The sequence below is a fragment of the Mucilaginibacter sp. SG564 genome (genome assembly GCF_013149275.1).
Classification (GTDB): domain Bacteria; phylum Bacteroidota; class Bacteroidia; order Sphingobacteriales; family Sphingobacteriaceae; genus Mucilaginibacter.
The window spans coordinates 243,331-256,091 of the sequence record NZ_JABGNA010000001.1; the positions used below are offsets into that span (position 1 = coordinate 243,331).

Genomic DNA, 12,761 nt, shown 5'->3' on the forward strand with positions numbered 1-12,761 from the left:
TTTTTGGGGTTGATATTGAGTTATTTTATTGATAATCAATTAATTATAAATTTTTACGTCAAAAAGGTGTAAACCCACTTTTTGTATAAAAATCGTCGGCTAAAGATCAATTCATATGTGCACGAAATTAGTCCAGCTTAAATGTTAACGGAGTTTTTCCTGTCCATGTTTTTTGGATGGTTTTGCCTCCGGTTGGTGTAACTGTTACTCTTTCACCGGCGCCCTGCCGTGTTACTGCAATATCAAATGAACGGCCAAAGGCTTTAACATTTTTTAAGTTCATAAAATTCCAACCATTTGGCAATCGGGTACTTAGCGTAAAGGAACGGAACCCCGTGGGCCTGATGCCAAACAATCCTTCAGTAAATATGCGGCAATATAAGCCACTCTCTGCCGAAAGATGCCTTTGGTTGCCTTCAGGGTAAGCTTCAACAGGGTAGGGCACATGTTCGCCTAAAAGTCGGCGACGTGAATAGTAGCGCAAAAAAGTCATGGCTTGCTCTGTTGCCCCGGCCTGTAGTACGCCACGAAGCGCGTATAAGGTGGAGCGATCCCAGAAAGTAGTTTGTCCGGCTTGTGTGGCTAAACCATCGGCTGTCCATAATTGCGGCGAAAACAGGGCGTCTATAGTGCCTTTACTCCGGTCATATATGCCCATGGTGAGTGGTATGCAGATCCAGGCACGCAGTACATCGTTGGTTTCGTAATATTTGTAAGTATGGAATCCGGCTATATCGGCACCAAAATATTTTTCAATATTAACTTTAAGCTGAGCCGCTTGCCGAGTATACCCTTCAGTTTGTTGTTGAGGCAATTGCAATTGACGGCTAAGCAATGCTGCTGATACCAGTGCGTCATAATACAGGCAATTGGTAGACAGGTTGGCTTTACCTGATGGAAACCGGCCCTCCAACTCATCACTTTTTGATTCTACAACACCCTGATCATTGATATGCCTGCGACTATACTCCAGGCACCAGGAAATAAGCGGCCACAGCACTTTCGCGGAGTCGGCATTTCCATAGGTAAGCGCATATCTGGATGCGCCATAAGCTATCATAGCCTGGTCCCCGCGATCGCCTGCGCCTTTCCAAACCGTATCACCCTCGGCTACGATGGAACTTGGAAGGGCATTATAATCCGGATTCATATATTTAGCGAACATCCGGTAAGCATTCATGGCAGAAAGGTTCCCTAGCCTGTCGCCAGATATAGCAAAATAAGGATTGATATACTCAGCCTGGTCATTGGCCCAGATAGCGGCATAGTAAGATAGCCCCCCCGGCCCATGCATGTACCCGCCCTTTGTTTTAAAAATGCTTTCTGTAGCCCTGATCTTGGCAAAAGCAAACATCGCATTCAGGATACTGTCTGGTGTTTGTAATTGCAAAGGCGCCTCAATTTCGGCTATCCGGTTTTGACGTGCTTTTTCTTCCAATTGGGGGTCAACAGATGGGAGAGATGAGGGATGATCAGTAGCGCGGTAACAAACGGAAAATGTGTATGCCTGTCCTGGTTGCAATACCCGGCTGCCATCATTTACCGACTGCATGATCACCGTATGGGGGGATCCTTTACTTCTCAGGGTATCGGTAGTTACCTCTCGTTTTAAATGCTCTACAGATACCGTTACCGCTTTATTACTGATGTTGGTGAATGTATACTTTTCTATAGCGAGCGGTTTATCTACGGATGGAAAAAGTGCACGCTCTATTTTAACCGAATTGGGATTGCCAAACAGCTCCTCTATACGCATAATGCCATGTTGAGTAACGCTTTTGGTAAACACGCTAACATCCCCTTCCGACAAAGAGGGTCGCAATAGTTTGCCGTCTATATACATCCTCGGTAAGGCATTATCATCAAATGTATAAGCGATATGGCTACGGGTATCATCAGGCAACATACGAAAAGTAGGAAAAACCACTGTACGGGTAAGGTGGCTGATTTTAGATGCATCTACATTATAGGCAACCCATAAGGATACCTTCTCGCCAGACATTTCTATATGATCGGCATGGGGCAGGCGGTCTTTGATGTTCCAGGTGATGCTGCCATCTGCTTGTAAACGCCATCTGTCATTTTGTTGCGGTAACGATAACTTTTGAGCGGAAGATAAGGAGCATTGTACAAGGAATGCTGATGCGGTGAGCAGGAGTTTATGAAAGTAAGGTTTCATTAAATGTTTTGTATGGTACGATGGATGCTTTTATTATTTCACGCTGACTTTTACCTGATTCCCCGGTTTAACCATCACTTCTGCAAAGGATATGACCTTCCCCTGCGAATCCTTTTCTTGTTTGATGGTTAACGGTTTACCGCCAGCATAAGCCTGATGATACCTGCCGTAAAACATAGCTTTCCATTTCAGCGGCTGTTTCCCGCGGTTGATTAATGAGGATTGACGAGTATCAAGATGAGTCACATCTACTAAAGTATTCAGTAATGGCAGGTTACGGATTGCCGCGTTACCGTTATCGGTTGTTTTAAAAATAGTACTGATGCTATGCTGGCGTACATCGGGCGCAATACCCATTAAGCCCTGAACAATGCCTTCTATCACACCAAAAGAAACCTCCGGATACTCCCTTCTTGCCGTACTTTCGTCAGATAGGTACAGGATATAATCCCTTGCTTTGTTCCATGAACCTTTGTTATAAAATATCAGCGGTAAGTACGAAGTATTCTCTACGTTCCATGTTTTGGAACTAATGTGGGCTAATGTTTGAGTTACACGGCTGTGATCTTTCAGTGCATCAAACCAAAGCAAAAAGGTTTCGCCTTCATCTTTTCCAAAACGGTTGTCATTACTGTAATAAGTATAGTATAATTTATCTTTTTCGTCCCACCAATGGGCCTCCAGTTGTTGGCGGTATTTCTCGGCTTTCAGGCTGTATAAGGCTGCTTCTTTTGGTTTGCCTTTTTCTGCTAATATGGCCGAGTAGGTGAGTAACCCCCTATACAAGGCAGCGATCAGATCGGCACCGGTTTTTAAGTTGGCAATTCCTTCTGAGTAAGAAGGTAAGCCTCGGCAGCGATGAAATGAGTCGCTTTCATTAAAAGGCACCGGGGCATTGGGATGGGCCGGTCGGTTTAACATAGAGTCGGCCGACAGCACCCAGGCATTTATATAATCGTTTACCGTCTTTTCCTGGAAATGTACAAACGCGGGGTTGTTGATATAATATTTGTCGCCCGTCCATAAATAAAGTCGCCAGCTGGCACATAACACGTCAAAATTGGCGGGCAGGTTATACCAAAATTCGCGGTCATTCCTGTAATCCTCCGGAGCAGGTTTCCCCGCTTTATTGATCTCCCAGTAGGAACACCAGTTTTTTGACGCCGATATATTGCTTGCGAACAAGGTGAACATATTTCGGTTTTGCTCTTTTAAACCCAATATCTCGGCGCCGATACTTTGGTGCGATACATCGCGCATACAAAACGCGTCGCGGGGAGGTAGTGCCGATTCGTACCATGGCCCTACAGGATCATTCACATGACCTTTATAGTGCAAAGCCATGTTTTTGGCCCATACAAAGGCCTGCTCTACTTTTTTATCCGAGGAGGAAAAAGTTACACCATTATCCTGGGCCGTAGCAGCTGAAAAAGAAATGGTGCCAAGTATCACTGCAGGAGCAAATATCCGGCGTGCTAAAGAAATAATTATACGCATATTTAATCAAGTATTCTGGTCTATTCTGGTCTATTTTATAAAAATAATTATTTTTATTTATTGTCCAAACTTATTTTGCAAGTATCAGCGGAGAAAACAAAATAAACATCAGGATCATGAGAAGTAACAGGATGCCATTATAAACGTGCCGGTTCTTCCATGGAGTCATATTTACCACAGTATTAAGCTTTTGCTGATAGGGTACAGGCATCGGATAGATCTTGCCGATAAGCAGCATGAGTCCGCAGGTTATCAGAAATAAAATGGCTAAAATGTGCAGGAAATGAAGGTGCGTATCGAATACCAACTGGGTAAGGCCATAAGTTACTATAAAAAACACCAAACCCACTTTAGCCGCAATAGCTGGTACTCGCTTAGTCACAAAACCCATAAACATAATGGTGAAAATGGGCACATTAAAAAATCCGTTCACAATTTGTACATAGGTATAAAAGCCATTTTTAACAAAAATGATAAATGGCGCGATGAGCATAGCGGTTAAGCAAATGATGATCTCAAACCTTTTTGCTGTTATGATCAGGTCTTTCTCGGCAGTTTGCCCGGAACGTTTTTCCTTCCAGGGCTTATAAATGTTGAGTACAAACAACGTGCTCGAACTGTTGAGCCCCGCGTTAAATGTAGTAAGCGCTGCGCCAAAGATGATAGCGGCGATATAACCGGCTATAAAAGGCGGCGACACCAAGCTATCCAGTTTTGGAAATACTTCGGCCGTGTTATCCAGATGCGTAAAAATATGTACCGCTATTAAACCGGGCACATTTAAAAGTAATGGTGATATCAGTTTGCCAAAACAGGCTACCGCTATTCCTTTTTGGCAGTTTTTAAGGTCTTTTGAAGCCAGCACCTGCTGAACAATATATTGCTCGGTGCCCCAATAATATAAGTTCACCAATAACATACCGGTAAACAGGGTACCAAAGGGGATAGGATCTGAGGCCGAACCTATACTATTCAGATGCTCCCGATGCGTGTTCAACAGGATATGCAAACCCTGCATAATACTGCCTTGCCCAAGGTACCTGAGCCCGAAAAATGGCAGTAAAAGTCCCCCTGCAAAAATACCGAGGCCAAGCAGGGTATCCGAAATCGAGATAGCTTTTAACCCTCCCAGCAGTGCGTAAAGGCAGCCAACAGTACCCATTACCCAGATGAGTATCCAGATGGTTGTCCAGTAATCGGTATGCCAGATCTCTGAAAAATGAAACAGCCCGTTAAAGGCAACCGCCCCGCTGTACAGTACTGACGGTAACAGGTTAATAATGTAGCTGATCAAAAAAATAAAGGAAACCAGTTTTCCCATACCCTGGCCATATCTGGCTGTGAGATAATCGGGTGTGGTGGATATTCCCAGTTTAAGATACATAGGCATCAAAAACTCCGAAACCAGCAGCATGGCCAGTACGGAGGTTATGCCCCAGGCCATTACCGACATGTTGTGGGTGTAGGTCAATTCGTTTTCGCCTATAATGGTGGCCGTGTTGATATTGGTAAATAGCAAGCCGCCGCCTACCAGTAAAAAGCTCAAACTGCGGTCGGCCAGGAATAAACCATTCAGGGTGTTGAGTTTGCTTTTTCTTGATTTATACCAGGATACCAAACCCACGATGCCGGTAAAAAAAAGAAAGCTGATAAAAATAACCCAATTCACCTTTGTATGATTTAAAGCGTATTCCGTTCAAACAGGAGCATCGGTACCGTTAAACTGATTTTTTCTTTATTCAGTATAGCTTGCCCGGCCAGTTTACCCATGTTCGAAAAATCGGCAGAGAAAGTAGTGATCCCGATGATCTCTTTAGCCGGCTCATCGTTGTGCGAAAGTATGCCCAGGTCTTTGCCCGGGATCAGTTTCTGACTGTTACAATCGCGCATGATCTGCCATAGCGCAAAGTTGTCGAGGGTAAAATAAACTTTTCCCTTTTCAACGGTGCCTGGGGTGTATTCGTTGATGATGCGGCCCTTGATATTAAAATCTTTCAGGAATTTTTTGAACGATTTAACGATCTCTTTAGGGTCTAACGAACCGGGCGAGTGATAAAATATCATTTCATCAAACCGGCTTATTTTAGGCGCTAATTGGGAGAATATTTTATAAGAAGATTGGCCGAATTCCTGGGTTATATGGTTAAAATCGCCTTCCAGTGGTTCATACCGGTCAAACATCAGGAGTTTATTACGCGGGATAGCCTCCAGTAGTTCTTTGGTTTTGGAATGGGGGATAGGCGCAATCACGTACATGCCATACTTTCCTTTGATCTGGGTAAGGATGGTTTCAAATATCTCGATATCACCGTGATGGAAATATGGATTTAAACGGATGTTTTGCCCCAATTCATGACGGAAATTGCGATAGAATTGCTCTTCAAAAGTATCCAGGTTATACATGAGGAGGGCCACATTTAAGGTTTGCTCCGTATTGCCGTTGCCTACAAAATACCCCAGCCTGTTTTTTGATTCAACTATACCCCTGCTGATCAGATCTTTATAACCTTTGATGATCGTTTCCCTCGAAAACCCCAATTCTTTGATCAACCTGTTTACCGATGGGAGCATTTCATCTTGCCCGATCACTTTTTCGTTAATGGCGTTGATGATTCCCTGCACAAAACGATCATGTTTGGAATAAGATGGTATATCTGTCAGTTTTTTTATCTCTTGAAAAATTCTATCCATTTTCACTTGTAGATTTTAGACAAAGTAAGAAAAAAGGCAGCAAGCAGTTGCCCGTTTTCTTTATTAATTTGATTGCTTAGGTTTAAGTTTAGCTCATCTGAAAACTTTTTAAACCTTTAATTTTAACACTTTTTTAGTCAAAAACTCGATAAAGACGCTTCTATTTTGGTAATTTAAGTAAGTTTCAATGCCACTTTAACACTTTTTAATACGTTTTTGAGGGGTTTTGAAAACTTTAAAAAGTATGAAGTACTTGACATTTAAAACGCTGGTTTTAGTCCTGTTTTGGACTTAACTAAACAGCCCGCTTCTCTTGTTAAAGGAGAACCGGGCTGCCTGATTCATAAAACATACGAGATATTTGCCCGTGTTACAACTGAAGTCGTATGATAGATTATTACATTAAATCAATAGCCGGGGTTTTGCTTCAGGCTTTTATTCAGGTCAATCTCCGTTTGCGGAATTGGCCACAGATAATTTTTGGCAGCGTCAAACACGCGGGGCGTCCCCACTTTTATGGTTGTTCCCGGGGTTAAGGTAACCGTGCCGGTTGTTTGGTTAACCGTACCCAGTAAACTTCCGGTCACCTGTCCATTCATCACCTGCTGACCGATCTGCCAGCGTTGTATATCAAACCAGCGAAGACCTTCTACAGCCAGTTCTACTCTTCTTTCCCTGCGCAACAGGGTGCGAAGGCTTGCCTGATCGTTGTACTTTGACTGATCAACCACTGGCATATTTACGCCTGTTCTTGTCCGTACCGCGTTGATGTCATCATAAACCGAGGCATCTATTTTATTACTCTCGATTTTAGCTTCTGCATCCATGAGTTTTAATTCCGCGTAACGTATCAGGATCACGTCCATACCTACCTGGTCCATATTTGGGAAATCGGCAATTACCGGCGTGTATTTGCGCAGGCCATAAGCCGAAGGGCTGCAGTTGTTATCGCCCCAATGATCTAAAGTTTTCGGACTGCTCGAAATAGGATCATAGTAAAAGCCATAAGGCAATTTGCTACTGTATTGCGCGCCCGGATAAAAAACAGTTGCGCTAAGCCGTGGATCCCGGTTTTGATAAGGCTGTGCCGGGTTGTAACCCGATGCCGGATCGTCAATAGTTTTACCATTGCTTGTTTCATAGGCATCAACCAAACTTTGGGTAGGGGCAATGGAATTATAACCACCCAATGAGTTGATGGTCATGTTTCGGGCCCATCCAAAATTATTGTCGCTGGCTTTAAACTGCACATCCAGTATTACCTCCTGGTTATCTGCAAAAGGCTGACGGAACAGATTGACATAGCTTGGGTATATGCTATAGGTAAAAGGAGCGGTCATCAGTTGCTGGCAGTCGGCTATACATTGTGTGTACATTTGGTTAAACAGCTCAATCCTTGCTTTTAAAGCGATGGCGGCACCACGGGTAACGCGCCCAACATCCGAACCAGAGTAGCTAACAGGCAGGTCGGGAGCTATCGCGGTAAGCTCTTTTAATATAAATGTCACCACATCAGCTTTTGGTGTTTGTGTTACTTTATTGGCTTCATCAGTTGTCAGGTTATGCTCAACCAGTGGTACAGCTCCATACAATTGACTTAACGTAAAATACTCATAGGCTCTCAAAAAACGGGCTTCGGCTATTGTTCTGGCTTTGAGTGTGGCATCCATACTGGCACCGCCTACATTATCTAAAAACCAGTTGCAGGTTTGTATACAGCTGTAATTCCATTTGGTATACCCGGGATTGGTTGGTGTGGCAATACCGGCTGATAGGGCCAGCCAATTTTCCCATGGAAACTGGTCAAAGGTATTATCGGAATTGTTATCGGCAAAAACTCCGTAATAGCCATTATTACCGCCACCCCATTTTGAATAGCAGCCGTTGAGGGCTGCCAGTACGTCGCCAGATGATTTCCAGAGCACGGTATTGGTATACGAATCTAAAGGAGCCCTGTCGAGGAAATCTTTTTTACAGCCCGATGATGCCAGCGTGGCTAAAATAATTAAGGTTATGAATAGATTTTTCATTGAAGTATTTTTTTAATCATTAAAATGTTACCTCGAGACCAAGGGTATTTGTTTTTAGCTGCGGGTATGATCCGTAAGCGTTGTTCCCTGTAGTGGTTTCGGGGTCAACCCATTTGTAAAAGCTGGTGAACGTGAGGATATTTTGCCCGCTGTAATAGATCTTAACACCTTTTACACCCAGTTTGGCGAGAGTGTTAGCAGGCAGGGTATAGCTCACCAGTAAATTCTTTAATCGTAAATAAGAGGCATTGCGTACCCAAAAAGATGATACAAAGCTTTGCGGATTGTTTTGTGTATAGGTTGACCACAAGCGCGGGAATGTAGCCGAGGTATTGGTTGGTGTCCAGGCATCAAGCAGGGCAGTGGTAGGGTTACCAATGTTGGCTTGTTGTAATGAACCCAGTTCAAAACCCTGAACATAGTTCTTCACACCCAATGCTCCCTGGAAAAAGCCGCTCACGTTAAATCCTTTCCAGCCTGCACCCAGTGTAAAACCAAAGGTAGTTTTAGGGAAAGGCGAACCCAGGTACACACGGTCATTACCATCAATAACACCATCGGGTTTGCCATTGGGGCCGCTGATGTCTTTGTACATCAAATCGCCGGGGCCAATAACACCGCCGCTTTGTTTGGCGTGGTCAGTTACCTGTTGTTGTGTCTGGAAAATACCTTCTACCTGGTATCCGTAAAATGCCTGGAGCGGATAACCCACCACTCTTCCGCTGGAAATGGAGCCGGTACCTGCCAGATCAGTAATTTTATTAGTGATGAATGAAGCGTTAACAGCGATATTATAAGATACATTACCGATCTTGTTTCTGTACGCGGCGCTGAATTCCCAGCCCGAATTACGCACGGCACCGGCGTTTTGATAAGGTGTTGAAAAACCATAAACATTACTGGCCGGTAATTGCAATAATATATCGTTGGTGTTTTTTACAAAATAGTCGGCTGTAAAAGTCAAATTGCTATTCAATAGCTCCATATCCAAACCTACATCGGTAGTAGTTGTTTTTTCCCAGGTAATGTTTGGATTGGCGCCGTTGTTTAGCGCTATACCAGGCGCAAGAGTTTGATTAAAGGAATAATTTTGCCCGCTCGATATAACCAAAATTCCGGGATATGCAGCCGGGATATTGAGGCCGCCCGGAGAGCCCAGCGTTTGATTACCTAACTTACCCCAGGAACCCCGCAGTTTAAGCATAGGAATGGCATTTGATAAAGAGCTGAAAAAGGCCTCTTTCGAAATGTTCCAGCCGGCAGAAAAGGATGGATAAAGCCCCCATCGCTGGCCTTGTATGAACCTTGATGAACCATCATCACGCAGGTTGGCCTCAAACAGATATTTGTCATCATAGGCGTACCGGGCACGGCCAAAATAGGATAACAGCGCCAACTGACTGGAAGTACCGCCGTTTTGCTGCCCCAATGACGGTGCCGCGTTTATTTCTGACAGGGAACTGTTGAGGAAATTTTGCCTGTAAGCATACAGATACCGGTACGTAGTTAACTCCTGCGAGCTACCGGCCAATATGTTGATGCTATGTTTGCCAAAATGCCTGTCGTACTCCAGTAATGCCTGCAGATTATAGTAATTATTGGTAGAATTGGCATTGGCTATTGAACTTTGACTTATAGTTGTTAAAACTGTAGTTGGGTTCTTGGGATCATAATAAGTATCGGCGGGTTTAAACTCCTGCGAAGGATTTGCATTGTACCTGTAAGCGAATGACGGTTTAAAATGCAGCCCTTTGATTGGTTCCCAATCAGCTCCCGCATTGCCTGTGAAAAGAGAGTTCTGGTTGTTATTATAGCCTGGTGAATTAAGCCAGGAGATGGGGTTGCCAAAAGAAAGATAATTGTAAACACCATTTTTATATTGATTTACCACCGTGCTGCTCATAGCGGCCGTTGTACCAATAATACCTCCTATATCTCCACCGCCCAAACCGTCCGGGGCTTCCGTAGGGGCATATAAAAATGAAAGGTTTGCGTTTACACTAAAGTTTTTAGTGATGGCCGAGTTGATATTCATTCGGGTAGAATATCTTTTATAATTTGATTTTTGTATGATACCGTCCTGTTGAAAATACCCCAATGAAAAAGCATATTGGGTTTTATCATCACCGCCGCTGACATTAACAGCATGATTTTGCTGAAAACCGCTTCCCTTATATAAAAAGCTCTGCCAATCAGTATTGGGATGCGTATCCGGGTCGGTTTGATTTTTGAACAAAGTGATGTCATTGTCTGTCCAGTATGGAGCCTGACCTTCGTTTGCTAATGCCTGGTTGTATAAAGTAGCAGCCTGCCATGAAGGTAAAAAATCGGGCAGATGGGTTGGCTTTTGCTTGCCCGCATAGCCGGTATAGTTTATCTGCATTTTGCCGCTTTTACCACGTTTGGTAGTTATCAGTATCACTCCGTTGGCAGCCCGTGATCCATATATCGCCGCCGAAGCCGCATCTTTCAACACAGAAACCGATTGTACATCATTTGGGTTTACGTCTGACAGATTGCCGATGATACCATCAATCACCACCATGGGATTGCTGTTGTTCAATGTACCAATGCCACGCACATTAATGGCACCTGTTGAGCCGGGCTGGCCACCTGTGGTGGTAACAGTAACTCCGGCCATGGTGCCCTGTAAGGCATCATTCAGGTTGGTAACCGGCCGGTCCTGAAGCTCTTTAGCGCCAATTGCCGCTACAGAACCTGTAAGGTTTGCTTTTCTTTGAGTTCCGTAAGCTACCACTACTACCTCGCTAAGGTTTCTGGTTTTTTTATCCGGCGTCATCGTTACATTTCCGTCCCAACTGGCGGTAACCTTCACTGTTGTTTTTTCATAACCCAAAAAGGAGAACACCAGGGTGGCATTTTCGGGCGCGTTGATTTTGTATGCCCCATTAACATCGGTGGTTGTGCCTTGCTGGGTGCCGGCAAGGCTCACGCTGACAGCTGGCATAGGCAAGCCCTGCTCATCTTTAACGCGACCCGAAATGGTTTTAACTTGTTGGGAAAAAGATTGTTGAACGCTTAGCAGTAACATACAGCAAAGCATAACAAGTCCCAGGGTTTTAGGTACTTTTCTTCTCATAATCGATTTAAATTAATTGGTCTATTCTGGTCTATTCTAAAAATAAAAGTAGTAACTTTTTGAATACAAACAAATTTATTTTTACATAACAGGGAGTTGCATTGGACTTTATGGCCGAAATAGCGCCAGGAAGCAAGGATTGAAGTATATAAAAAAAGAAGGGAGAGGGGCAAATAGCAAATTCTCCCTATAGATAGAAAGGAGGGTTATGAAAATTGCAAATAAGGAATAGGGGTAACCTATCTCCGGCAGGTAATGCTATTATTTAAGGGGTTTTGTAAACCCCATCGGGGTTGAAGCTTTGTAGAAAAAAGCCGATTCCTATTCAGTGCCGTAGGTACTGTACTCAAGTTGCACACCTACGGCATGCACAATGCTTATTATTTGTTTGCTACAAAGCTTTTACTCCTACGGAGTATGCTTAATTTAATGACATTGTCTCGTGCACGGGGAAAATTACTATACCTTTTTAATGAGTGTCGCTGAATTGGCACCAAATTATGCTAATGAATATTATTATGCTAAATGACAGCCGCTTAAACTATTTGTATTTAACCCGAAATGGCTAGTAAATAATCCAGATCCGGGTGAGCAGTACGGTAGGGTTTGCCTGCCAAACGGATCTGCTGCCCTTCACTAATGCCCTGTAACTTTACCGTTTGGTGCAGGGCAATGGCTCCGTCATCGATCAGCAATTGGTACGCATCCTCAGAAATGATCATATCGTTGTTCAGCTCTTTAGTTTTAGCCTGAAGCCTTGACGCGATGTTAACTGGTAAACCCATAACAGATAATTGTGGTGCATTATCCAGGCCATACTCGCCTATAAATACTTTTCCGGCATGTAGTCCCACTCCAATTTGTAATGGCCCACCATAATAGGGTTCAGCGTAAGCATCGTTAAACAGGGTAACCGTTTGAAACATTACTTTAGAGGCCTGGTAGGCATTATTTACCGATTCTTTTAACCCTGTTTGTAAGCCAAACACGGCGTATAAGCTATCACCGGCAATTTCAACCACTTTACCCTCAAATTTTTTGACAATCTGATTAAAAGCCGTGAATAAACGACGAACCACCTGTATAACGGTTTGGCCTGGCTGTGCTTCCAATAAACCGGTAAAGTTCCGGATATCCAGAAATAAGATAGCCAGTTCCCGCTCCTGGTCTGGCGGGCCAAGGGTTGGGTTTAGTATAAGGTGATTATTTTCCATAATAGTACGACGATTAAGCGTTTAAAACATTTTAAGCAATTATAAAATAT

7 protein-coding genes are annotated in these 12,761 nt (G+C 43.7%); all 7 read right to left on the minus strand.

The annotated features are described in order from the left end of the window. Positions 1-127 precede the first annotated feature (127 nt). The 7 genes from FHW89_RS00895 to FHW89_RS00925 all read right to left on the minus strand — a co-directional run bounded on the left by FHW89_RS00895 (position 128) and on the right by FHW89_RS00925 (position 12,711). Positions 128-2,179 (minus strand): hypothetical protein, encoded by a 2,052-nt coding sequence (locus FHW89_RS00895; protein WP_172333127.1) that lies wholly within the window; start codon positions 2,177-2,179, stop codon positions 128-130. A gap of 33 nt (positions 2,180-2,212) precedes the next feature. Next, on the minus strand, positions 2,213-3,676 hold the full coding sequence (locus FHW89_RS00900; protein WP_172333128.1) for a hypothetical protein: 1,464 nt from the start codon (positions 3,674-3,676) through the stop codon (positions 2,213-2,215). 70 nt (positions 3,677-3,746) lie between these two features. Further along, positions 3,747-5,345 (minus strand): solute:sodium symporter family transporter, encoded by a 1,599-nt coding sequence (locus tag FHW89_RS00905; RefSeq protein ID WP_172333129.1) that lies wholly within the window; start codon positions 5,343-5,345, stop codon positions 3,747-3,749. Between the two features lie 11 nt (positions 5,346-5,356). Further along, positions 5,357-6,367 carry a winged helix-turn-helix domain-containing protein gene (locus FHW89_RS00910; protein ID WP_172333130.1) on the minus strand — a complete coding sequence of 337 codons (1,011 nt, stop codon included), beginning with the start codon at positions 6,365-6,367 and terminating at the stop codon, positions 5,357-5,359. 407 nt (positions 6,368-6,774) lie between these two features. Next, on the minus strand, positions 6,775-8,397 hold the full coding sequence (locus FHW89_RS00915) for a RagB/SusD family nutrient uptake outer membrane protein (RefSeq protein WP_172333131.1): 1,623 nt from the start codon (positions 8,395-8,397) through the stop codon (positions 6,775-6,777). Between the two features lie 19 nt (positions 8,398-8,416). Beyond that, complete coding sequence (locus FHW89_RS00920) at positions 8,417-11,497, minus strand: TonB-dependent receptor (protein WP_172333132.1); 3,081 nt, start codon at positions 11,495-11,497, stop codon at positions 8,417-8,419. A gap of 551 nt (positions 11,498-12,048) precedes the next feature. Continuing rightward, positions 12,049-12,711 carry an adenylate/guanylate cyclase domain-containing protein gene (locus tag FHW89_RS00925; RefSeq protein WP_172333133.1) on the minus strand — a complete coding sequence of 221 codons (663 nt, stop codon included), beginning with the start codon at positions 12,709-12,711 and terminating at the stop codon, positions 12,049-12,051. Between the last annotated feature and the right edge of the window lie 50 nt (positions 12,712-12,761).